Here is a 23320-nt window from a genome sequence, read left to right on the forward strand (position 1 = left end):
GTTGTCGTCCGGTAGCAAATGTACCGTTTACAAGGCAAGTATCAGAACCTTGCCTCCGCAAATTTATGCGGTTGATTGATGGCCCTGCGGGCAATCCAGTAGAGTAAAATACGTTCGTCATCCTGATCCTGATCGGCCATCGCCAGCAGCTTTAAGCCCAGCGTGGATTTGTTAACCGGCTGACCCGTAATACTCAAGTCAACCACGGCTTTACCGATGATAGTACACACTTCTTCTTCACTCGAAATTGGTACTGCTTCTTCAGTGCTCATCTTGTCCTCCTCTTGGGTTAAAGATTAAGCATAGCAAAGCTGCACCAATAACAAGCCAGAGTCAGATCAATCTCATTTAACGTCCACGACTGGCCCAGGGTAACTGCGCCAGCGAATGGCCACGATAGACCCATGCCGGGGGCAGATTCGCCAGTACTCGCGTGCGATTCCAGGCGAAATACCCGGAGAGCAACGGCTCGCAAAGCGAGGTGTACTGGAACTGGATAAAGACACCATTGGCACTCAGCTGTGAGGCTGCCTGCTGCAAAATACGATGACGAACCTCATGCGGCAGCGATAACAGCGGCAGGCCGGAAAAAATCGCATCAAACTCTCCGCACAACGTCTCCGCTGATTCGCCACTCACCTGCAAACGCGCATCCTCAAGTGCCGCCAGCCGAGGATGAAAACGTGGGTTCGTTTCAAACGTCAGCAGGCTGGCATCCGGGCGCATTCGGGTCAGCAGGTGACGGGTTAACACACCGTCCCCTGCCCCCAGTTCTGCAATTCGCAGGCAATGCTGCCAGTCGACGGCATCTGACATGGTTTTACACAATGCCTTAGACGAAGGGGCAATCGTGCCCGTTTTACGGGGGTCTGCAATAAACTCCTGGAGATACCCGGTTTTATTTTTGATATAGGACAGTGCAGATAGCAACATAAACCCTCGCTTCAATACGGCAATCTTCAGTAGGCCATAACTGGCTTAACAAGTTCTTAAAAGCTGGGCTATTTGGCAAAAACCAGGATTAATCGCACACTGCGCGGGCATCCAGGGAAGGAATAATGATGCTAAGAGGATATTCTGAAAATAAGTGCGGTTTTCCAGCCACAGGCGGCCACGTTTCACAGCCAGTATTAATCGTACTCAGCGCGAGAAAGTTCTCATCGCATTTTCGCCGCTGCGCTAATCCCCACTATGACAGTATTGTGACAAGAAGACAGAACAGTTATGACTGGATCTTTTTTCCTGCCACTGCGACTGGAGTCCCGCTGAAACCGCTGTGAGATGCCCATATCACAACACAATAAATCTCATTATCCTTCTCTGGCAGCACCTGCTGTCTCCAGACCTTAGGATAATAAAATGAAATATGTTAAATCAGTTTTTCTGCTGGTATTACTGGCAGGCAGCGCCAACACCTGGGCCGTTACTGGGGCAGGTGAGGCAGCAGGTAGTAGCGCATCATCCATGTCAGATGGCACTTCAGATGCCGTCGGCGTGGGCGCAGTCGCTGCTCTGTTAGGCGTGGCTCTCGCGACTTCCGGCGGCGGTGATGGCTCCAATACCGGAACAACGACCACCACAACCTCTACCGTTTCACGTTAATTATTCTTTCACACAGCAAGTAGAAAGCCGGTCTCATAAAGCTTTCAATGGCCCTGCGAACCCGCAGGGCCATTTCTGCTACATCACTCCACATCCGGTAATGCATGCAACACCTGCTCAACCTGTCGACACTCGGCACTGTTCAGCCCCAATAACGGCCGTGGCAATACGGGCTGGCAAATCCCCAGAATATCTGCGGCGGCATACATCACTCGCAGGCTACTCAGCGTCTGAAACAATTGCCACAACGGCGCCAGCTGCTGGTTGAGTTCTGCAACGCGATCCACCTCTCCCCCCTGCGCAGCACGGGTTAGCGCCAGAGCCTGTTGCGGTAATAATCCTCCCAGCACGCTAAACCACACATCGCCCCCGGCCAGCAATGCCCCTGCCGCATGCCAGTCACCGCTGTAGCCGACGGCAAACGTTGTTGGAAACAACGCTCGCAGCTCCGCTACATCGCTCTGACGCATATCGGCCTGTCCGGGCTGCTTCAGCGCCTGTATCTGCGGCAATGTTGCCAGCCGCTGTAGTAAGCCCTGCGTGAAGGTAAAGTGCGTCGTGCCAGGATTGTTATAGATACAAATGGGCAGATGACTGGACTGCGCCACGGCAGAATAGTGCTGGAAAACTTCCTCTTCACGCAGTGGCGTATAGGAAACCGGCGCCAGTAAAATTCCCTGAGCGCCGGCGCGTTCAGCATCCTCAGCCAACAGGCAAGCCTCATCAGTACGCAGCGCTCCCGCGCTGGGAATCACCGGGATGTCCGGGCCAAGACAGGCCACTGCAGCCTCAATGGATCGCTGCTTCTGTTCACGACTGAGATAGGCATACAACCCGGTACTGCCGTGTAACCCCACTGAATCGACCCCCGCTCGTTTCAGCCTGAGCAGCAGTTTTTCCAGAGCAGGAATATCAACCACGCCAGACGTATTTAGAGGCGTTATGGGGAAAGCAGAAAGTCCGCGAAACAGCATGACAAAAGCTCCTGAAGTTGCAGAAATGGTGCAATAACAGTAACCCAAACAGCTCAGCACAAGCGGATTACACGCACCTTAACTTGTCGCCTATACTGAATATCAGTCCCTGATCGGTCAAAGGAGTGAGTGATGTTAATCGGCTTCGTATTACTCGTCAGTGCCTGTGGATATGATGCTTGTGACGCACTTCCGGTTTCCGAGCATATTTATCCCACCCGATACGCCTGTGAAGAGATGGCCGAACGGATCTTAAAGCGGCGCCCCAATGTGGTGCTGCTGTGTGGGGAGGTTTATCGTTAGCTGTCTTCTGTTGATGCAGCATCATCCACATAACGGGTCACCGCCAGCAGGCGGTTGACATGGGTCAACAGCAAATCCACATCAGTTTGTAGAAAGCCATCGCCACTGCGTGACGCAGTGAGTACTGCATTCTGAATATTTTCAGAGATCGAGGATGATCCCTCTTTGCCTGCGGTCAACAACAGCGCGGCAATCAGCAGGGATTGTGCTTCAACCTGGGCTGTCAGCTCTTTCGTATCCACATCCATTTTGGCGAGCTTCATTAAAATATCGATGACCAGTTGCTTCATGTCGCTATTATCCTTATCAGATTATCCGTATGAAATTACCACTCTCCCCAATCCGGGTAAACAGGACAGACCGCAAGATAAGGCAAATGATCGCGATTTCCAGATAATCCCTCAGTGTGTTTTCGCCTTCATCTGATAGCGGAAATGCCACTCTGCTGCCAGGCTTCCCCGACACCCGTTGAGGAGAAACTATGTTCCGCTTTATTTGCTCTTTGTTTTCCAGCCCCGAGTCCCTGTTGCAGGTGATGAGTCAACGCGATATTGCTGAGTCGATCGAAGAGGGTGAACGTATTCTGATTGATGAAGATGGCAGCGCGATGGTCAATTTTTCCAGCCCGGAAGTCCATGAAGACTTTGCCCGACACGTTAATGCACTGAAGAGGGCCTGAGATGGGAACGGCGATCTTTATGGTGTTAATGGTCTGCGGCTACTGGTACACCAGCCGCGACCTCTCTACACGTTTCAAAATCAAACGTTCATTTGGCTGGGATGTTTACTTCCTGGTGGCGCTGTATGGCTGCATTTTTGTCCTGCAGGGTGTTTTGGCCACCGGACTGATCTGGTTAGTGCTGCTGGCCGTATCGGCAACCTTTAACGCCATTCCGTCACTGGCAGATGGCCTGCATCATCAGTGGCAAATCGAATTTATGACCTGGAGCTTTTTAGGCATTCAGGCACCCGTGGTCATCATGCTCACCTTTGCTGTGGCCTTTTGCATTTACCGTTCAAGCTGGTCAGGCAGCGCCCGACTGGATAGCTTTGGCCGCAAAAAGCTGTACAAGAAGCTCTCCCGCGCCAATGGCGTTGAGGGATTACTGTTTCAGTGCATGGAAGAAGGTGAGCTTGCCTGGATCACGCTGAAATCGCGGCGTATTTATATCGGTATGATCCACGCCGCCTCTTATGACAATGTCGCGACAGCCAATGTCGTGCTGATCCCGATGCTGAGTGGTTACCGCGATGGCAAAAGCCTGAATTTATGCATTGAGCATAATTACAGCCGCTGGTATGCCGAACATGGCATCACGCTTGATTCAGAACCGAAATCGGCCATGGCTTTTCGCAAAGTGATCATGCTGGAGCAGATAGAAAGCCTGTCATTGTTTGATGAGGCCAGCGCCAGTGCGCTGGCACGCTAAATCAGAACAAAAGAGACATCAGCCAGAACCCGGCGAAGGTCATCAGCAGCGATCCGAGCACATGCACCAGAATCGAGGTCATCGCCCACAGATAATTTCCTGCCTGCAATAGCGTCACCACCTCCAGCGAGAAGGTGGAAAATGTCGTCATGCCGCCGCACAGTCCGGTGGTGATCAGCAGTTTCCAGGCCGGATCAATCCCCGGGTGGCGCACAAACCAGGCCACCGTTGCGCCAATAATAAAGCCACCCACCAGATTCACCAGCAGCGTGCCCGGTGGCAGGTTGGGGAACAGGCTATTCAGACGCACGGCCAGCAACCAGCGGATCACGCAGCCCGCACAGCCGCCAATCATGACAGCCAGTAATGGTTTCAACATAAAATCCTCAGAAATGGAGAGGAAGGTGCCAACAGGCAAATAATACACGGCCTGATACACCGACCTCTGGTTAAACAGAGTCAGGGTTATCAGGCGTCATCAGCCCTTACAGTCAGGGCGGTTGGGAAAGGTGGAACACCATCACCTTATGGCATTTAAGATAATCAGCGCCTACAGGTTTTGCAAGTGGCCTGTTAAACGATACCCTCGCTTAAAATCAACAAAATGTTGATAGCTAAACATCCTGTTGATAACCTACTGCATTCTGTTCTCTTACCCTCGTTGAGTCATTATGACAGCACATTCCCCAGATATTGCCCGCGAACGCGCACTGATCCTGCAAACCCTGAACGCCGCAATCACAGCCCTGGGCAGTGTGGTTGGGCGTAATACAGAAATCGTTCTGCATGACCTGGAACACCCGGAAAAATCAGTGCTGGCCATCACTCACGGTCATATCACCGGCCGCGTGCCAGGCAGCCCGGTACTGGCTGTTCCCTTAGAGGATCAGGGGCTGCGCGCGCTGCTCAACGATAACGCACAGGCGAGCAATACGACGCCGACAGTGATCCCTGACTATCCAACCCGGGGTAAAAACGGCCAGACCCTGCGCAGCGCGACCGCACTTTATCGTGACAGCAATGGTCAGCCGTTTGCCGCACTCTGCATCAATACTGATAACAGCGAACTGTTGGCGGCGAAACGCTGCCTTGATAGCCTGCTCAACGCAGACGCGCCGCCCCCTCAAACAGAAGAGAGCGTGGATATGGGGCAGCTAATGGCGGATATCATTGCTGACTCGCTGAGTGAACTGAATGGCAACCTGCGCGTGTCGCGTAAGCAGGCCAAACTGGCGGCGGTTCGAAAAATGCAGGATCGCGGTATGTTTATCGTCAAGGGCGGGATTGAGAAAGCCGCAGCAGCGCTGGGCGTCACCCGCTACACCATTTACAACTATCTGGATGAAATCCGCGACGAACAATCAGGGAGCACCTTATGAGCCTGCATATCACCACCCCGCTTCTCTCTTCACGCCCGTTAAGCCTGCTGGCAGGCCGCGAAGTGATGCTGAAAATGGAGGCGTTACAGCCGCCCGGTTCCTTTAAAATCCGTGGTATTGGCCTTGCCTGCGAAACCTGGCAGCGCCGGGGGGCACAGCGTTTTGTCTCTTCGTCAGGGGGCAATGCCGGTTTGGCCGTGGCCTGGGCCGGGCGCCATCTCGGTGTGCCCGTCACCGTTGTGGTGCCGGAAACCACCCCGTTGCGGGCACAAGAACTGTTGCGGCAGGAGCACGCTGAGGTGATCGTACACGGCAGCTCCTGGCAGGAAGCGAATCAATATGCACAGTCACTGACGGGCAAACAGGATGCGTTTCTGCATCCGTTCGACGATCCGCTGCTGTGGCAGGGGCACGCAACGATGATTGATGAAGTGGCGCAGAGCGGGATGAAACCTGACGCCGTGCTGCTGTCGGTGGGCGGTGGCGGCCTGCTGGCGGGCGTGGTGGCCGGGCTACAGCGTAATGGCTGGCAGGACGTTCCTGTGCTGGCCGTTGAAACAACAGGCGCCGCATCTTTCCATGCGGCGCAGGCCGCCGGGAAGAGCGTCGAACTGGCGGAGATCCGCAGTATTGCCTCTTCGCTGGGCGCAAAGCGGGTGTGCGACCAGGCGCTACGCTGCGCCGGTGAACATCCGATACACAGCCTGCTGGTGTCAGATCTTGCCGCCGTCACCGCCTGCGAACGCTTTCTTGACGATCACCGGGTGCTGGTAGAACCGGCCTGCGGGGCCAGCCTTGCCGTGGTTTATGACCAGCATCCGCAGATCGCCGCTTATCAAAACCTGCTGGTCATTGTCTGCGGCGGTGCCACCAGCAGCCTTGAACACCTGCAAAAAATGGCCGCCGCACTGCGCGGCTGACCCTCAGTCCAGTTCGTACTGAACGGATAACTGCCCTTTCTTCTCTTTGGCACTGGTGATGCGCACCAGGCCAACCTGCGCGGTCGACAATACGTGCGTACCGCCGCAGGCGTAAGCAGGCAGCGCTCCCCAGGTGACTTTACGCATCCCTTCCTGCTCACTCAGCACGCGTGGCAAATCTGCCGCCACCAGCGCCTGGGTCAGGCGCTCCAGTTCTGCCACGTCCACGGCTTTCACAGGCTGTTCTCCCGGTGCAAAAACAATGCGCCCGGCACCGGGGCGATGATCACCTTTGGTGGCATACCAGCCAAACTGCTCGCCGACGACACCGATCAGATGCCCGGCCGAGTGCATGCGGGTATGGTGCACGCGCACCTGCCCATCAACCTTGATCGCCACCGGCCCGAGCGGCACGCTGGTTGCCAACAGATGGATCACCTGCCCCTCTTCCTGGCTGGCTTTCACCACCTCAATCCCCCCGAGCGTTCCCTGGTCAGAGGGCTGCCCACCGCCCTGCGGATGAAACAGCGTTGAAGAGAGGATCACCCGGTACTGACCATTGTCATCCGGCTGGCAGCTGATCACTTCGCTGGTCATTTCGAGGCTGTCGTTGTGGTAATACGCTCTGTCCGTCATCAATCAGGTTCTCAACAGTGAGGAGATTATCGCCCAGAAGGTTAGCATTCCACTCCAGAAAACTAAACGAAATGTTGAAATTTAATCTCTGAAATCTTGATTAATCAACAAAATAGATAAATAGCGTCTTTGACGCTCTGTTCTGCTTAAAAGGGGAAATTTGTCAGCGAATTCAGCAGTTTTTTATCTCGTGATTTTAGTCCATGCTGGATGCCACTCCCTTCACAGAGACAACCCGATGACCAAAAATCTGAATAAAGACACCCAGGTCTGCATGTCACTGGCGGCACGGCCCGGCAATTTTGGCACCCGTTTCCATAACTATCTCTATGACGCCCTCGATCTCGATTACCTCTACAAAGCCTTCACCACCAAAGACTTAAGCGCGGCGATTGGCGGCGTGCGGGCGCTGGGTATCCGTGGCTGTGCCATTTCAATGCCATTTAAAGAGGCCTGCATTCCCCTGCTGGATGAGCTGGACGCCTCCGCCAAAGCCATCAATTCGGTGAATACCATTGTCAATACCGAGGGTTACCTGAAGGCTTATAACACCGACTATATTGCCATCCATAACCTGTTGAAACAGTATCAGGTCCCCACCGGACTGACCTTCGCTCTGCGTGGCAGCGGTGGCATGGCAAAAGCGGTGGCCTGCGCCTTAAAAGACAGCGGTTTCCATCAGGGCTATATTATTGCACGCAACGAAACCAGTGGGCGCGAACTGGCGGAGCTGTACGGTTTTGAATGGCGTGCTGACCTGGAAGGGCTACAGCCTGGGCTGCTGATCAATGCCACGCCTACCGGAATGGCGGGCGGTGCAGATGCCGATGCATTGTCATTTGATCGTGCGACTATTGATGCTGCCAGCGTGATTTTTGAAGTGGTGGCGTTACCGGAACTGACACCGCTGGTACAGTACGCGCGCAGCCAGAAGAAGACTGTCATTACTGGTTCTGAAGTGTTTGCTATTCAGGCAGTGGAACAGTTTGCGCTGTATACCGGCGTTCGGCCCGATGATGCCCTGTTCCGCAAAGCGGCGGCGCATGCACGACAGGGATAGATGACGTGTGGGCTGCCCTGCCGGGCGGCCCGTTCAGCGTTTATCCATCACCATTTTGACCGCCAGCCCCGCCAGTACCGTTCCCATCAGCCAGCGCTGGGCTTTCTGCCAGCCGGGGCGGCCGGCAAGGAAGGTAGCAATAGTGCCAGCGGCAAAAACAATCAGGCTGTTCACCAGCATACTGGTGACGATCTGCGTGAAGCCCAGCGTCAGGGATTGCGCCAGAACATTGCCCTGCTCCGGGTGGATAAACTGTGGCAACAGGGTGAGATAGATCACCGCCGTTTTGGGATTCAGCAGATTGGTCAGCAGCCCCATAGTAAACAGCTTACGCGGGCTGTCCGGCGGCAGATCGCGCAGTTGAAACGGGGATTTCCCCCCGAACAGTGCCTGCCATGCCATCCACAGTAAATAGGCCGCACCGGCTAAGCGCAGTGCGTCATAAGCCATCGGCACCGCCATCACCAATGCCGTAATCCCCAGCGCAGCGCAGACCATGTAAAACATAAAGCCCAGCGCCACACCGCACAGAGAGATGTACCCGGCCCTGCGTCCCTGGCAAAGAGAGCGCGAGATCAGGTAAATCATATTGGGGCCGGGGGTTAACACCATCCCAAGGGCGATGGCGGCAAAGGGTAAAAGCTGGGAAAGCGTAACCATTTCAACCGCCTCTTTTTATCCGTTAAACACGCACCGTATCGTCGCCATACGCCACCCACTTATAGGTGGTCAGTGCTTCCAGGCCCATCGGGCCGCGGGCATGCAGCTTCTGGGTACTGACCGCCACTTCAGCGCCAAGACCAAACTGGCCGCCATCGGTAAAACGGGTGCTGGCGTTGACGTAGACGGCCGATGAATCCACTTCGTTAACGAAGCGGTCAGCATTCTGGATGGTGCGCGTCAGAATCGCATCAGAGTGCTGCGTGCCGTACTCACGGATATGGGCAATGCCCTCATCCAGTGAGTCCACCAGCTTGACGTTCAAATCCAGTGCCAGCCACTCATCGCGATATTGCGCTTCAGTGACCGCACTGACGCTGGCCAGACCGTTGCTTAACAGCGGCAGCGAGCGCGGATCCGCATGCAGGCTGATGCCTTCCTGCGCCATCCGGGCGCTCAGGGCAGGCAGGAACGTGTCGGCAATCGCCGCATCAATCAGCAGGGTTTCCACCGAGTTACAGGCGCTTGGACGCTGTTTTTTGGCGTTAACGATCACCTTCAGTGCCGCATCCTGTTCAATGCTGCGATCAACATAGATATGGCAAACGCCGATACCGCCGGTGATCACCGGAATGGTGGACTGCTCACGGCACAGCTTATGCAGCCCGGCACCGCCGCGTGGGATCAGCATATCCACGTAACGGTCGAGCTTCAGCAGTTGATTCACCAGCTCACGGTCCGGGCTTTCAATCGCCTGCACCGCACCTGCTGGCAGACCATGCTGTTTCAGGGCATCCTGAATCACCCGCACGGTGGCACCGTTGGTGCGATACGTCTCTTTGCCACCGCGCAGGATCACCGCATTACCGGTTTTCAGGCACAGGCTGGCAACGTCCACGGTCACGTTCGGACGCGCTTCATAAATCACGCCGACCACACCCAGCGGCACGCGGCGGCGCTCAATACGCAGCCCACTGTCGAGCTTACCGCCGTCGATCACCACACCCACCGGATCGGCCAGACGGCACACCTGACGCACATCATCGGCAATCCCTTTCAGGCGCGTCTGATCCAGCATCAGGCGGTCCAGCAGTGCGGCACTCATGCCGTTCTGGCGTGCATCTGCCAGGTCGAGTTCGTTGGCGGCCAGTATGGATGCGCTCTGCGCTTCCAGATGGTCAGCAATCGTCATCAGCACCTGATTTTTCTGTGCGGTCGACAGCACCGACAGCTGATACGAAGCGGCCTTGGCGGCCTTACCCATTTGTTCAAGCATGCGTATTCCTTAAGAAACAATCATATCGTCACGATGTATCGCCACCGGACCATATTCATAACCTAAAATTTCGCTGATCTGCTGGGAGTGATGTCCGGCAATCATACGCATGGCATCGCTGTTATAGCGCGATACGCCGTGGGCAACATCGCGCCCCTGCAAACTGCGAATACGGATCACTTCACCACGGGAAAAGTTACCGCTAATTTCACGAATACCTTTTGGCAACAAGGAGCTACCGCGTTCCAGAATGGCTGACAGCGCCCCATCATCCACCACCAGCTCACCGGCCGGAGGCGCACCGAAGATCCAGCGTTTGCGATTTTCCAGCGGGGTTTCAAAGGCGTGGAAGCGAGTGCCAACCGGGTTGGAGGCAATCACATCACCAATCACACCAGGACGGTTACCGGCCGCAATAATGGTATCAATACCGGCGCGACAGGCCACATCTGCCGCCTGAAGTTTGGTCGCCATACCGCCCGTTCCCAGGCCTGAAACACTGTCACCCGCCAGCGCACGCAGCGCATCGTCAATACCGTGAACATCGCGGATCAGTTCGGCTTCCGGATTATTACGCGGATCGGCAGTAAACAATCCCTGCTGATCGGTGAGCAGCAGCAGCTTATCGGCACCAGCAAGGATAGCCGCCAGCGCAGAGAGGTTGTCGTTATCACCCACTTTGATTTCAGCGGTGGCGACCGCGTCATTTTCGTTGATGACGGGCACGATATGGTTATCGAGCAGCGCGCGCATGGTGTCACGGGCGTTAAGGAAACGCTCGCGATCTTCAAGGTCTGCGCGGGTCAGCAGCATCTGGCCGATATGAATACCGTAGATCGAGAACAGCTGTTCCCACAGCTGGATCAGACGGCTCTGCCCCACCGCAGCCAGCAGCTGCTTAGAGGCGATGGTCGGGGGCAGTTCAGGATAGCCAAGGTGCTCACGTCCTGCCGCCATCGCGCCAGAGGTCACAATCACAATCCGATGGCCCGCGGCATGTTGCTGTGCGCACTGACGCACCAGCTCCACAATATGGGCCCGATTCAGCCGACGCGATCCGCCGGTCAGTACGCTGGTCCCCAGTTTCACCACCAGGGTCTGGCTGCTGCTCATTATTTCCTGCCATTTCGTAAAAAAGAGTACAAAGAAACGTTTTAGCAGGTGTGGTGCCCGAAGCCAACAGCCAGCGCGGGAAAAGGGCGAAAAAGCCCTGACCACTTGCTAGTCCAAAAGTTCGCAATTAACAAGAAGTGTTGAAAACTGTAATAAAACTTTAATGGAGAAAGGGTAAAAAGTCCGTGCTTCGAACAGAGCCTTCGGGCCGTTTATTACTTTTACTCTTTCGGGATTGATAGCAAAATGATGAAGAAAAGCGCACTGGCAATCTTAACCGCAGCTCTGGCCCTGTCCACCGCTGCACAAGCCGCAGAAGTCTATAACAAAGACGGCAACAAACTGGATTTCTACGGTAAAGTTAAAGCAATGCGTTACATGAGTGAAGCGGACACCAATGCCAGCAACAACGCTGACAAGTCCTACGTCCGTATCGGCTTCAAGGGCCAGACCCAGATTAACGACCAACTGACCGGTTACGGCCAGTGGGAATACAACTTCAGCGCCAGCAACTCAGAAGGCGGTGCTGATGCGCAAGCCGGTAACAAAACCCGTCTGGGCTTCGCCGGTCTGAAACTGAACGATTTTGGTTCTATCGACTACGGCCGTAACTACGGTGTGATCTACGACGTGGAAGCCTGGACCGATATGATGCCTGAGTTCGGCGGCACCGGTTACACCCGCGCTGACACCTATATGCTGACCCGTGGTAACAGCATGCTGACCTACCGTAACAACGACTTCTTCGGTCTGGTCGATGGTCTGAAATTTGCCTTGCAGTATCAGGGTAAAAACGACGCTTCATCAACACGTGCGGGTAACGTGAGTAACGGCGATGGTTACGGCGCATCTCTTTCTTATAAAATCATTGATGGTCTGAGTGTCAATGGGGCATTTTCTTCTTCTAACCGCCTGATCGCCAATGAGACTACACCAGGCCTTGGCCAGAAAAATGCGGCATTCGGTTCTGGTGACAAAGCGGAAGCCTGGGCAACCGGTCTGAAATATGACAACAACGGTGTATACCTGGCAACGACCTACGCTGAAACGCGTAACATGAACCCAATCAACAGCGGCGCAACCTTCACTCAGGCTAACGGCACAACAACCGCCGTGTCAGGTTATGTGAATAAACTGTCGAATTTTGAAGTTGTGGCACAGTACCAGTTCGACTGGGGCCTGCGTCCATCACTGGCCTATGTGCAGACGAAAGGCAAAGATATGGAAAATGGCGTTGGTGATGCTGATCTGTACAAATTTGTTGATATCGGTGCGACGTACTACTTCAACAAAAACATGTCTACCTTTGTCGATTACAAAGTTAACCTGTTGAGCGATGACAACAAATTGAACCTGAACACCGACGATATCGTTGCTGTAGGTGTGATGTACCAGTTCTAATCCCTTTGACGCTGTGACACGCCACTGCCACAGCGATAAATGATTTACCCCTCGTTATGTGTCTAAAACAAAGGCTGGAGCAATCCAGCCTTTTCTTATGGGGGGTCAGGAATGAACAGGCAGGACTACGCGGTCAGTTTAACCGGCTTGTCAGCAAAACCGGCTGCCGGGACCAGGCCCAGCTCGATCTCTGCTAACTGCGCCTTTAAACGCTCATGGAAGTTACGTAACGTCTCTTCAAGACGGGCATTATTATCCTTACCCTTTACCGTGCTCGGCTTCCAGTTGCCTTCTTTATCAAACAGACCAAAGTGATACTCATAGGTGAAATGGTCAGTCTGGGCTTCCAGCTCCATCCACCAGCCCCAGAACTCACGCAGTTCCGGTTCAGGTTTCACATTGACGCAAACGGCCAGGCAATCAAAGAAGAAGCGGTCGCCTTCACATTTGCCTTCACGGATGTAAGGACCCAAAGAGTGAAAGCGCTTGATCAGCCGACTCTTAGGATGTCCACTCGGTAACGTCATCGTTAAAACCTCCATAATTGAGTCTATAGTTGTAGCAAACTATTGAATATTAGCAACTCATACGTCTAAGCGCTGCGCCAGCCAGTCACAAATGTCACGCAGGCCTTTATCAAAATTCGCCATCGCCGGGGAGGTGTTAATCTTTAACAAACGCCCGGCGCTGGAGGAATTGGTGATCAGCCGTGATTCTTCTTCCGGGCTAAACGGGTCATGAGCCCAGTAACCGGACAGCATCGGCGTCGGGCAACGGCGGCCCAGCAGTCCCTGAATTTTCAGTGAGAAACGGCTCAGTTCAGTGCGTAATGCACTGTCGGATGTCCCTGACATGCCAAGGCGACTGGCCAGCATATCCATATACATTTCAGGTACGCGATCCTGTAAGTTGGTATCGCTAAGCAGGCTGTGTACCACTGGCCCAAGGCAGGCTACGCCGCGCAAGCGCTGGCTTTCCAGATAGGCCAGTCTGACCGCCACGTTAGCCCCAAAACGGAAACCAAAGGCGGCGACGCGCGTGTGATCAACCCAGGCCACATTTTCCAGCTGACGCAGTACCTGTTGGTGCAGGAAGCTGGAATCCTGGGTCAGTTTCCATTTAGAGGAAAAGCCCACCGATGGCATATCCAGCGTCAGCATCGCAATGCCACGCGGGGCAAGGTAGTCATGAAAAAGACGGTAATGGTCGCTTTGCAGCGCATCCAGGCTACCACACAGCAGCACCGTCGGATAAGGGGCTTTCACGTCCGGCGGCATATGCAGGAAACCGGTCACCGGGCTGCCACCAGCAATAGCAAACTCCAGTGCTTTCAGTTCGCCAGGCAGACGGTGGGTGGCTTCTTCATAAGCGCGGCTGGCCAGCACCTGCGCCTGCTCTGCCAGTTCATCCTCTTTCAGATGCGGATAGCCCGCCACGCTGTAAAGGTGTGCCGCATGGAGCCAGTACTGGCCCGCTTGCGCGTCATCATCACATTCGGTGGCCTTCTGCTGCCAAAGCGCCGCCTGCTTTGACCACTCATAGATCCAGTTGCCGCCGCGATAGCCAATCACCGTATCCAGCAGTTGATCATCGGTATGTTCAACGGTGCTGACGGCGATACGTGCCAGCACTTCACTCACTTCCTGCGGCGTCAGTCCACGCCAGGTCCACAGCAGGCGGTTAATCATCCGATACCAGCCGGCATGGGTTTCGCCATCCAGCGCAGACTGGATGCTCAACGGGCGATGATGATGCAGACGTCGCACCAGCGATGAGGTTTCCGGGTGTTTAAAACGCGGCTTGAAGAGTTCTTCGCTGAGGTTTTTCGGCGACATAACAGGGCGTTCCTCTGGCGTACGGGTAGGATTTGAGTCTACCGTAGCAGGGAGTTTCACGCGAAGGGTAAAAACAAACACGCCCGACAGAATCGGGCGTGTTTTGATCTAACACACTAAATGTCTCTGATGACAGAGTGAATCAATCAGCTTTTTACCAGCGGGGGAAGGTAGGCAATGCCCATGTCCCACGGCTGTTCAATCCAGGTGTTTTGCGGGATGTCGATAACATAATCATCCACCAGTGGGCGTCCGGCTGGTTTAGCGAAAATCGTCACGAAATGCGCTTTCGGGTACATCTCACGGATAGCCTGTGCAGTGCCGCCGGTGTCCACCAGGTCATCGATCACGATGAAACCTTCACCATCCCCTTCTGCACGCTTCAGCACGGTCATTTCGCGCTGGTTATCGTGGTCGTAGCTGGAGATGCAAACCGTGTCGACGTGGCGGATACACAGCTCACGCGCCAGTAAGGCGGCAGGTACCAGACCACCACGGCTGACGGCAATAATGCCTTTCCACTGTTCAGCGGGCAGAAGGCGCTCGGCCAGTTTACGGGCATGGATTTGCAGCATGTCCCAGGTGACGATGTATTTTTCACTCATTAAAAGAATCCCGGCCAATGAAATTGGCTTAAAAATTGTGCAAGGGGAGCGGTTGCGCGAAATTATAGTGATCTGAGGCGCTAAAAACCAGCCCGCTGCACCTTGTATCCCCCTTTTTTCCTGGGGCATCGTGAGCATGTGTCAGAAATCGGTGATATTCTTTTGCCATCGCGTCAGATTCGCTGACGGGAATTTTCCAACCGATATCAGCGCATGCTTCCTGCCTGCACGGCAGAAAGGGAGTGCTGACACAGGAGAGTTATCGTGTCTGAATTGTCTCAATTATCCCCACAACCCTTGTGGGATATTTTTGCCAAAATTTGCTCCATTCCCCATCCTTCTTATCATGAAGAACAACTGGCTGCCCATGTGATCGCCTGGGCGACGGAGCAGGGTTTCTGGAATGAGCGCGACCAGGTGGGTAACATCCTGATCCGTAAACCTGCCACGCCGGGTTATGAAAATCGTAAACCCGTGGCGCTTCAGGCGCACCTTGATATGGTGCCGCAGAAAAACAACGACACGGTGCATGACTTTACCCAAGACCCGATTCAGCCCTGGATCGATGGCGAGTGGGTAAAAGCACGCGGCACCACGCTGGGTGCCGATAACGGTATTGGTATGGCTTCAGCTCTGGCCGTGCTGGCTGATAACAGCCTGGAACATGGTCCGCTGGAAGTGCTGCTGACCATGACCGAAGAGACCGGCATGGTCGGTGCCTTCGGATTGAAAGCAGGCTGGTTGCAGGCCGATATTTTGATTAACACCGATTCCGAAGAGGAAGGTGAGATCTATATGGGTTGTGCTGGCGGTATCGACTTTACCAGCACACTGCCGCTGACCCGTGAAGCGGTTCCGGCCGGTTATCAGACGGTGAAACTGACGCTGAAAGGCCTGAAAGGCGGTCACTCCGGTTGTGATATTCACGTGGGTCTGGGGAATGCCAACAAACTGCTGGCGCGCTTCCTGTTCTCCCATGCGGCGGATCTTGACCTGCGTCTGGTGGATTTCAGCGGCGGTACGCTGCGCAATGCGATCCCACGTGAAGCCTTCGCCACGCTGGCGGTTCCTGTTGCCAGCCTCGATAAGCTGAAGTCACTGGCAGCCGGCTATCTGCTGACGCTGCAAAATGAGCTGAGCCTGAAAGAGAAAAACATTGCCGTGGTGGTCGAGGATCTGGCCCATGCGGAGCAGGCTCTGAGCACCACCAGCCGTGATGCGTTTATCGCCCTGCTGAACAGCATGCCGAATGGCGTGATCCGTCAGTCAGACGTGATGAAAGGCGTGGTGGAAACCTCACTGAACGTCGGTGTGGTGACGTTTGAAGGCAATGAAGCGAAGATCAACTCACTGATCCGTTCACTGATCGACAGCGGCAAAGAGTACGTGGTGGAAATGCTCACTGCGCTCGGCCAACTGGCCGGGGCGAAAACCCTCGCCAAAGGCAGCTATCCAGGCTGGCAGCCGGATGCCACCTCACCGGTGATGGCGCTGGTGCGTGAAACCTATGAAAAACTGTTCGATAAAACCCCGAACATCCAGGTTATCCACGCCGGTCTGGAGTGCGGTCTGTTTAAAGAACCGTACCCACAGATGGACATGGTATCGATTGGCCCGACCATCACCGGACCCCACTCCCCGGATGAGCAGGTGCATATTGGAAGCGTTGACCTGTACTGGCAGCTGCTGACTGCGCTGTTGAAGGCGATCCCGGTTAAGTAATGCTGCGCATATGATACGGGCGAGGCCTGCCTCGCCCCTACGACAGCCTCTATACAGGCATGCCCCGCGCCCTGTCACAATCGCGACACTCGCAGGGGTCAGGTATGCCTGACACGCTCTTACAATCCCAATAACAATTGCCTTTCCAGCTGCGGGTCCAGCAGCGTCACATGCAATCCCACCAGCCTCACGCCGCGCCCTGCACGCCGTTCATCCCAGCTTTTTCGCGCAATCTCAATCAGATCGGCCTTATTCAGTACCTGCCAGACATGCTCCTGCGTGGTCTGCTGGAAATCATTAAACTTCAGTTTTACGCCCTGACGGGCAATCTGGCGATCCGGCTTAATGTTATCCAGCCGTCGTGCCAGCTCATCGTACAGCAGGTCGATAATTTCCAGGCAGGCTTCCCAGCTATGAATATCCTCCGACAGCGTCCGCTCCACGCCAAGAGATTTACGCTCACGGGTAGTGATGACTTCCCGGTCATCAATGCCATTACTGCGCTCCCACAGCACGCGGCCAAACTTACCAAACCGCCTCAGCAAGGTGACCAAATCGGTTTTTTGCACATCGGCACAGGTGTTCAGCCCCATCTCTTCTAACTTACGCGCCGTGACTTTTCCCACGCCGGGAATTTTCGCCAGCGGCAGGGCCAGCAGGAAGTCAGGCATCTGCTGCGGCGTAATGACAAACTGGCCGTTAGGTTTATTCATATCGGAGGCGATTTTTGCCAGGAATTTAATCGGCGCTATCCCGGCTGATGCGGTGAGATTCAGCTCCTGCTGGATCGTATCGCGGATCTCACGCGCGATCAGCGTGGCCGATCCATGGCAATGCTGGCTGTCAGTGACATCCAGGTAAGCTTCATCAAGCGACAGGGGTTCAATCAGGGCAGTATAGCGGGAAAAGATGTCACGAATATGGGCGCTGGCTTCTTTATAAGCGTCATAGCGGCCCCGAATCACCGTCAGGTGCGGGCAGAGCTTAAGCGCCATCGCCGTTGACATCGCACTGTGCACACCAAATTTCCGCGCAGGATAATTCGCCGTGCTGATGACGCCGCGCTGTTTTTCGCTGCCGCCAATCGCGATGGGGATATCACGCAGGCTGGGGTTATCGCGCATTTCCACTGCGGCAAAAAAGCAGTCCATATCCACGTGAATGATTTTACGCATAGCCCCCTCCGATAATACTGTATAAGTATACAGTCAAAAAGCCAGAGTTCAATACGCAACGGAACGCACATAAATTAAGGTTTTTATTCTTCGCTATCTTGATAAAAAAATAGACAATGCTAAGGTGACGCAGCGATAGCGGAATTATCCGATATTGTCAGTACAGACGCCTTCCGGCGTTGCTTTCAACCCCTACATTTCAAGGGAACCAGAATGGGCAAAATCGCACTGCTGTTTGCGATGATTTTTCTGCCAGCCGTTGTCTTCGCCAGCGTACCGGATTCGGTTACCCCACTGGCCCCGGTAAGCAAAGAGTTAAAGAAACAACTGATTGGTACCCCCGTGTACCTGCAAATCTTCAAAGAAGAACGCACGCTGGAACTGTACGGCAAAATCGGCAACGAATTCCGCCTGCTTAACAGCTACCGCATCTGTAATTTTTCGGGTGGATTGGGGCCAAAACGCGTACAGGGCGACTTCAAAAGTCCGGAAGGTTTTTACAGCGTGGGACTTTCCCAGTTAAAACCAGACAGCCGCTTTTATCGTGCGATTAACGTCGGCTTTCCGAACGAATACGATCGCCAGCAGGGTTATCAGGGGAAATATCTGATGATCCACGGCAACTGCGTGTCAATTGGCTGCTATGCCATGACCGATGCCTATATGGATGAAATTTATCACTATGTGGAAGCCGCGCTGCGCAATGGCCAGCCACGTGTTGAAGTCAGTATTTATCCGTTCCGCATGACCGACAGCAACATGCAGCGCCATCGCTACTCCACTTACATCAATTTCTGGAAGCAATTGCAGCCGGGTTACACGCAGTTCGTGCAGACCAAACAGCCTCCGGCGGTCAACGTTAGCGATGGCAAGTACGTACTGAGCCGCCCGATGACAGGCAACTCAGCCGTACAGGAATCAGCGCTCGCGCTCACCCAGGCAAAATAACGCCCATTCACCTGGCTCAATCTTGTGCCAGGTTTCATTCGCCGTCAGCGGCTGAGTGGCCACCACTGTGACCACGTCATTTGGCGTGGTCTGCTTCTGAAAATCAATTTCCACATCCTGATCCAGCAATTTGGCTTTGCCGAACGGGGCACGTCGGGTGATCCAGAACAGATTGGTCGAACAGAACGCCATCAGATAGCGGCCATCTGACAGCAGCATGTTAAACACCCCTTTCTCACGCATCTCTGCCGCCAGTTCCGCAATGTAGCGGAAGACGGCTGGCCAGTTGCCCGGCGTACGCGGATAGCGAGTGGTCAGCTTATGCAACAACCAGCAGAAGGCAATCTCACTGTCGGTTTCACCCACGGGGCGATAAGGGCCGGTATCCAGGTTTTTATAGCCTTTAAGCTGCCCGTTGTGCGCGTAAGTCCAGTTACGTCCCCACAGTTCGCGGGTAAACGGGTGCGTATTTTCCAGCGATACTTCACCCCGGTTCGCCTGGCGAATATGCGCCACCACCGAACAGGACTTAATCGGATATTCCTGCACCAGTCGGGCAATCGGCGATTGAAAACTGGGTTGCGGATCTTTAAATGTGCGGCAGCCTTTCCCTTCATAAAAGGTAATGCCCCAGCCATCTTTATGCGGGCCCGTTCCGCCACCGCGCTGCACCAGCCCGGTAAAACTAAAACAGATGTCCGTCGGGACGTTCGCGCTCATCCCAAGTAGTTCGCACACAGGATTACCTCGTGAAAATAGATTCTATCCCCAATGGATTTCACGTTGCAGGAAGGCGGCAAACGAGTGAATCCCCGGGAGCTTACACGAGTAAGTGACCGGGGTTCACGAGAGCAGCTAACGCACCTGCGGCGTGAAAGATGAAGGGGATTATTTGACCATTTCTTTTTCGATGAGCAGCATCAAGATATGAATCACTTTGATGTGAATCTCCTGAATACGGTCAGCATAACCGAAGTGCGGCACACGAATTTCTACGTCGGCCACGCCATCCATTTTGCCGCCGTCTTTACCGGTCAGGGTGATTACTTTCATCCCTTTGGCACGCGCAGCTTCAACCGCTTTAATAATATTACCGGAGTTACCCGATGTGGAGATCCCTAACAGCACATCCCCTGCTTTCCCCACCGCTTCAATGTAGCGTGAGAAAACAAAATCATAGCCAAAGTCATTACTGACGCAGGACAGGTGGCTGACATCAGAAATCGCGATCGCCGGATAGCCAGGGCGGTTTTCACGGTAGCGCCCCGTCAACTCCTCAGCAAAATGCATCGCATCGCAGTGGGAACCGCCATTACCACAGGAGAGAACCTTACCACCTGCTTTAAATGAATCAGCCAGCAGCACGGCCGCACGCTGGATCGCCTCGATGTTTGCATCTTCACTAAGAAATTTATTCAGCGTCTCTGCCGCTTCGTTCAGCTCGGCGCGAATGATGTCCTGATACATAGGGATGTCCTTTTAGGAAAGAGTTACTGTAGGAGTTTATCAAGTTGCCAGAGAGCCGGGAAGCGATCTCCCCGCCCCCCAGAGGGATTAACGCTTCGTGCCACCGCTTTGTGAGCCAGGTTGTAATTATTATGTAAACAGATTGCACCTGACGCCGTGGTAATCTAAACATATACCCAACAGGTCGGACCTCTTACTACTTACGGAGCACATGTTATGATGGTTCTCAGTATTGTGGCGACGATCGTGCTGATTGGCGCCCTGTTTTATCACCGTATTAATCTGCTGGCTGCCAGTGCTGCGTTGCTGCTCTGGACCGCTGTGCTCGGACTGGCAGGGCTGTGGACACTTTGGCTGCTGGTCCCGCTGGTGCTTATTCTGCTGCCATTTAATCTCCTGCCCATGCGCCAGGCGCTGTTCAGCAAACCCACGCTGAACACCTTCCAGAAAGTGATGCCGCCGATGTCACGCACCGAAAAAGAAGCCATCGATGCCGGTACCACCTGGTGGGAAGGCGATCTGTTCCGTGGTACACCGGACTGGAAAAAACTTCATGCCTATCCGCAGCCGCGACTGACGCCGGAAGAGCAGGCGTTTATTGACGGTCCGGTAGAAGAAGCCTGCCGTATGGCAAATGACTTCCAGATCACCCATGAAATGGCCGATTTGCCGCCTGAGCTGTGGGCGTATCTCAAACAGCACCGCTTCTTCGCCATGATTATCAAGAAAGAGTACGGCGGCCTTGAATTTTCGGCCTACGCTCAGGCGCGCGTGCTGCAAAAATTGTCAGGGGTTTCCGGGATTCTGGCGATCACGGTGGGTGTGCCTAACTCCCTTGGCCCGGGCGAACTGCTCCAGCATTACGGGACCGAAGCGCAGAAAGATCACTACCTGCCTCGTCTGGCAAGCGGCCAGGAGATCCCCTGCTTTGCCCTGACCAGCCCGGAAGCGGGTTCCGATGCCGGTGCCATCCCGGATGTTGGCGTGGTATGCATGGGTGAATGGGAAGGTCAGCAGGTGTTGGGTATGCGCCTCACCTGGAACAAACGCTATATCACCCTCGCCCCTATCGCCACTGTGCTCGGCCTGGCGTTTAAGCTTTCTGACCCCGACCATTTGCTGGGCGAAACGGAAGAGTTAGGGATCACCTGTGCGCTGATCCCCACGCAGACACCGGGCGTGGAAATTGGTCAACGGCATTTCCCGCTCAACGTACCGTTCCAGAACGGCCCGACACGCGGCCAGGATATCTTTGTGCCGATTGATTTTATTATCGGTGGCCCGGAAATGGCCGGACAGGGCTGGCGAATGCTGGTTGAGTGTCTGTCAGTGGGCCGTGGCATTACTCTGCCGTCCAACTCCACCGGCAGCCTGAAAAGCATTGCACTGGCGATTGGCGCGTATGCGCATATTCGTCGTCAGTTCCGCCTGCCGATTGGCAAGATGGAGGGGATTGAAGAACCGCTGGCACGCATCGCCGGGAACACCTATGTGATGGATGCCGCCGCCACGCTGATCACCAGTGGCATTATGCTTGGTGAAAAACCGGCGGTGCTGTCCGCCATCGTGAAATACCACTGTACTCATCGCGGTCAGCGGGCAATTGTTGACGCCATGGATATTGCGGGCGGTAAAGGCATTATGCTCGGCAGCAACAACTTCCTTGCCCGCGCTTATCAGGGGGCGCCGATTGCCATTACGGTGGAAGGCGCCAACATTCTGACCCGCAGTATGATTATCTTCGGCCAGGGTGCTATTCGTTGCCACCCTTACGTGCTGGAAGAGATGGCGGCAGCGCAGAATAATGATGTGACAGCCTTTGATAAGGCGCTGTTCAGCCATATCGGCCACGTGGGCAGCAATACGCTGCGCAGCCTGTGGCTGGGACTCACGGGTGGCCGCACCAGCGCCTCGCCGACTCGCGATGCCACCCGTCGTTACTATCAGCATCTGAACCGCGTCAGTGCCAACCTTGCACTGCTGTCGGATGTCTCAATGTCCGTGCTGGGCGGCAGCCTGAAACGCCGCGAGCGCATTTCGGCGCGCCTTGGCGATATCCTGAGCCAGCTCTATCTGGCCTCGGCAGCGCTGAAGCGTTATGAGGATGAAGGACGTAACGAAGCCGATTTACCGCTGCTGCACTGGGGCGTTCAGGATGCGCTGAATCAGGCAGACACGGCTATCGACGACCTGCTGCGCAACTTCCCGAACCGCCTGGTGGCGGGCCTGGTACGCGCCGTGGTGTTCCCGACCGGCCGTCACAGCCGGGCGCCGTCCGACCGCCTGGATCATCAACTGGCGCTTATTTTGCAGGTGCCATCCGCCACCCGCAACCGCCTGGGGCGCGGTCAGTATCTCGCACCGAGTGAACACAACCCGGCAGGCCAGCTGGAAGAAGCGCTGCACGATGTGATGGCCGCAGAAGCGATTCATGACCGCCTGTGTAAACAGCAGAAAAAAAATCTGTCGTTTACCCGTCTGGATGCACTGGCAGCACAAGGGCTGGAGGCGGGATGGGTCACCCAGGAAGAAGCCGATATTCTGATCCGTGCTGAAGTCAGCCGCCTGCGCTCAATTAACGTGGATGAATTTGACGCCGATGCGCTGGCAACTCAACCCGTCAAATCCCCAGCGGCCGAGCCACGTAAGATTGAAGCCGCATAATATCAACAGGGTGGCCAGAAATGGGTCACCCTTTTTTATTTCATCAATCATACCGATGTTAAATATTAGCGTACTATTGATCCGTTCCCTCTTTTTATTCCCTCTGCTCCTGCTCTTAATTTTAAACTAATAAAACTCGCTTATATTTTC

General features: G+C 54.6%; 25 protein-coding genes and 1 riboswitch. Of the genes, 10 read left to right on the forward strand and 15 right to left on the reverse strand.

The genetic code is table 11. The annotated features are described in order from the left end of the window. Positions 1 to 41: 41 nt before the first annotated feature. Both FY046_RS09475 and FY046_RS09480 read right to left on the reverse strand, forming a co-directional pair. A complete protein-coding gene (locus FY046_RS09475; protein WP_133846239.1) occupies positions 42 to 272 on the reverse strand; it encodes a hypothetical protein in 231 nt (76 codons plus the stop codon). 76 nt (positions 273 to 348) lie between these two features. Further along, the gene (locus FY046_RS09480; RefSeq protein ID WP_133846329.1) at positions 349 to 930 is read right to left on the reverse strand and encodes a class I SAM-dependent methyltransferase; all 582 of its coding nucleotides are present in this window, start codon (positions 928 to 930) and stop codon (positions 349 to 351) included. 429 nt (positions 931 to 1359) lie between these two features. Here FY046_RS09480 and yjbE point away from each other — a divergent pair, with 429 nt between their 5' ends. After that, complete coding sequence (gene yjbE, locus FY046_RS09485) at positions 1360 to 1602, forward strand: exopolysaccharide production protein YjbE (protein WP_133846238.1); 243 nt, start codon at positions 1360 to 1362, stop codon at positions 1600 to 1602. Positions 1603 to 1685: 83 nt separating this feature from the next. Here yjbE and FY046_RS09490 read toward each other — a convergent pair whose 3' ends face one another. Further along, the gene (locus FY046_RS09490; protein ID WP_133846237.1) at positions 1686 to 2576 is read right to left on the reverse strand and encodes a dihydrodipicolinate synthase family protein; all 891 of its coding nucleotides are present in this window, start codon (positions 2574 to 2576) and stop codon (positions 1686 to 1688) included. A gap of 299 nt (positions 2577 to 2875) precedes the next feature. Further along, positions 2876 to 3169, reverse strand: coding sequence for an anti-adapter protein IraP (gene iraP, locus FY046_RS09495; RefSeq protein WP_133846236.1), 294 nt, complete (start codon positions 3167 to 3169; stop codon positions 2876 to 2878). 191 nt (positions 3170 to 3360) lie between these two features. On the opposite strand from iraP, the gene FY046_RS09500 reads away from it, so the two are divergent. Together FY046_RS09500 and FY046_RS09505 are read left to right on the forward strand one after the other, a co-directional pair. Beyond that, a complete protein-coding gene (locus FY046_RS09500) occupies positions 3361 to 3558 on the forward strand; it encodes a hypothetical protein (protein WP_133846235.1) in 198 nt (65 codons plus the stop codon). Position 3559: 1 nt separating this feature from the next. Then, a complete protein-coding gene (locus FY046_RS09505; protein WP_167864047.1) occupies positions 3560 to 4309 on the forward strand; it encodes a hypothetical protein in 750 nt (249 codons plus the stop codon). 1 nt (position 4310) lies between these two features. On the opposite strand, the gene crcB is transcribed toward FY046_RS09505, so the two are convergent. Further along, entirely contained in the window at positions 4311 to 4688 is a 378-nt protein-coding gene (gene crcB, locus FY046_RS09510; RefSeq protein WP_133846233.1) for a fluoride efflux transporter CrcB, read from the reverse strand. A gap of 83 nt (positions 4689 to 4771) precedes the next feature. Beyond that, a riboswitch (Fluoride riboswitch) is annotated at positions 4772 to 4843 on the reverse strand. Between the two features lie 137 nt (positions 4844 to 4980). Between crcB and FY046_RS09515 the strand changes: the two genes are divergently transcribed. Beyond that, complete coding sequence (locus FY046_RS09515) at positions 4981 to 5688, forward strand: helix-turn-helix transcriptional regulator (protein WP_133846232.1); 708 nt, start codon at positions 4981 to 4983, stop codon at positions 5686 to 5688. Continuing rightward, positions 5685 to 6608 (forward strand): pyridoxal-phosphate dependent enzyme, encoded by a 924-nt coding sequence (locus FY046_RS09520; RefSeq protein ID WP_133846231.1) that lies wholly within the window; start codon positions 5685 to 5687, stop codon positions 6606 to 6608. Before FY046_RS09515 ends, FY046_RS09520 begins: the two co-directional genes overlap by 4 nt. A 3-nt stretch (positions 6609 to 6611) precedes the next feature. Here the strand turns inward: FY046_RS09520 and FY046_RS09525 are convergent, their stop codons facing one another. Then, positions 6612 to 7244 (reverse strand): alanyl-tRNA editing protein, encoded by a 633-nt coding sequence (locus FY046_RS09525; RefSeq protein WP_171148806.1) that lies wholly within the window; start codon positions 7242 to 7244, stop codon positions 6612 to 6614. 238 nt (positions 7245 to 7482) lie between these two features. Between FY046_RS09525 and FY046_RS09530 the strand changes: the two genes are divergently transcribed. Continuing rightward, complete coding sequence (locus tag FY046_RS09530) at positions 7483 to 8304, forward strand: shikimate 5-dehydrogenase (RefSeq protein ID WP_159337626.1); 822 nt, start codon at positions 7483 to 7485, stop codon at positions 8302 to 8304. A 33-nt stretch (positions 8305 to 8337) separates the two neighbouring features. Here the strand turns inward: FY046_RS09530 and FY046_RS09535 are convergent, their stop codons facing one another. Genes FY046_RS09535 through proB form a run of 3 tightly spaced genes read right to left on the reverse strand, consistent with a single transcriptional unit; the run spans position 8338 to position 11353 of the window. After that, a complete protein-coding gene (locus FY046_RS09535) occupies positions 8338 to 8964 on the reverse strand; it encodes a LysE family translocator (protein ID WP_167864045.1) in 627 nt (208 codons plus the stop codon). Between the two features lie 22 nt (positions 8965 to 8986). Next, positions 8987 to 10240: a glutamate-5-semialdehyde dehydrogenase gene (proA, locus tag FY046_RS09540; protein ID WP_159337624.1), complete on the reverse strand. Its 1254-nt coding sequence runs from the start codon at positions 10238 to 10240 to the stop codon at positions 8987 to 8989. 9 nt (positions 10241 to 10249) lie between these two features. Continuing rightward, positions 10250 to 11353, reverse strand: coding sequence for a glutamate 5-kinase (proB, locus tag FY046_RS09545; RefSeq protein ID WP_133846226.1), 1104 nt, complete (start codon positions 11351 to 11353; stop codon positions 10250 to 10252). Between the two features lie 246 nt (positions 11354 to 11599). Here proB and FY046_RS09550 point away from each other — a divergent pair, with 246 nt between their 5' ends. Further along, positions 11600 to 12754, forward strand: coding sequence for a porin (locus tag FY046_RS09550; protein WP_272952614.1), 1155 nt, complete (start codon positions 11600 to 11602; stop codon positions 12752 to 12754). A 125-nt stretch (positions 12755 to 12879) separates the two neighbouring features. Here the strand turns inward: FY046_RS09550 and crl are convergent, their stop codons facing one another. The 3 genes from crl to gpt all read right to left on the reverse strand — a co-directional run bounded on the left by crl (position 12880) and on the right by gpt (position 15194). Beyond that, on the reverse strand, positions 12880 to 13281 hold the full coding sequence (crl, locus tag FY046_RS09555; RefSeq protein ID WP_133846225.1) for a sigma factor-binding protein Crl: 402 nt from the start codon (positions 13279 to 13281) through the stop codon (positions 12880 to 12882). 57 nt (positions 13282 to 13338) lie between these two features. Beyond that, positions 13339 to 14589 (reverse strand): esterase FrsA, encoded by a 1251-nt coding sequence (frsA, locus tag FY046_RS09560; protein ID WP_133846224.1) that lies wholly within the window; start codon positions 14587 to 14589, stop codon positions 13339 to 13341. A 146-nt stretch (positions 14590 to 14735) separates the two neighbouring features. Further along, positions 14736 to 15194 (reverse strand): xanthine phosphoribosyltransferase, encoded by a 459-nt coding sequence (gene gpt / locus FY046_RS09565; protein WP_133846223.1) that lies wholly within the window; start codon positions 15192 to 15194, stop codon positions 14736 to 14738. Positions 15195 to 15458: 264 nt separating this feature from the next. Between gpt and pepD the strand changes: the two genes are divergently transcribed. Further along, complete coding sequence (pepD, locus tag FY046_RS09570; RefSeq protein WP_446185996.1) at positions 15459 to 16916, forward strand: beta-Ala-His dipeptidase; 1458 nt, start codon at positions 15459 to 15461, stop codon at positions 16914 to 16916. 119 nt (positions 16917 to 17035) lie between these two features. On the opposite strand, the gene dinB is transcribed toward pepD, so the two are convergent. Further along, complete coding sequence (dinB, locus tag FY046_RS09575) at positions 17036 to 18091, reverse strand: DNA polymerase IV (protein ID WP_159337620.1); 1056 nt, start codon at positions 18089 to 18091, stop codon at positions 17036 to 17038. Positions 18092 to 18304: 213 nt separating this feature from the next. Here dinB and dpaA point away from each other — a divergent pair, with 213 nt between their 5' ends. Continuing rightward, positions 18305 to 19039, forward strand: a complete 735-nt coding sequence (gene dpaA / locus FY046_RS09580) for a peptidoglycan meso-diaminopimelic acid protein amidase (protein ID WP_133846220.1) — start codon at positions 18305 to 18307, stop codon at positions 19037 to 19039. Here dpaA and FY046_RS09585 read toward each other — a convergent pair. After that, positions 19010 to 19777 carry a class II glutamine amidotransferase gene (locus FY046_RS09585; RefSeq protein WP_133846219.1) on the reverse strand — a complete coding sequence of 256 codons (768 nt, stop codon included), beginning with the start codon at positions 19775 to 19777 and terminating at the stop codon, positions 19010 to 19012. The two genes, dpaA and FY046_RS09585, sit on opposite strands and share 30 nt — an antisense overlap. Before the next feature lie 150 nt (positions 19778 to 19927). Continuing rightward, positions 19928 to 20506 (reverse strand): D-sedoheptulose 7-phosphate isomerase, encoded by a 579-nt coding sequence (lpcA, locus tag FY046_RS09590; RefSeq protein ID WP_133846218.1) that lies wholly within the window; start codon positions 20504 to 20506, stop codon positions 19928 to 19930. Positions 20507 to 20722: 216 nt separating this feature from the next. Here lpcA and fadE point away from each other — a divergent pair, with 216 nt between their 5' ends. After that, positions 20723 to 23170 carry an acyl-CoA dehydrogenase FadE gene (gene fadE / locus FY046_RS09595; RefSeq protein ID WP_446185997.1) on the forward strand — a complete coding sequence of 816 codons (2448 nt, stop codon included), beginning with the start codon at positions 20723 to 20725 and terminating at the stop codon, positions 23168 to 23170. Positions 23171 to 23320: the final 150 nt, after the last annotated feature.

This window comes from Erwinia sp. 1181_3 (assembly GCF_052824965.1).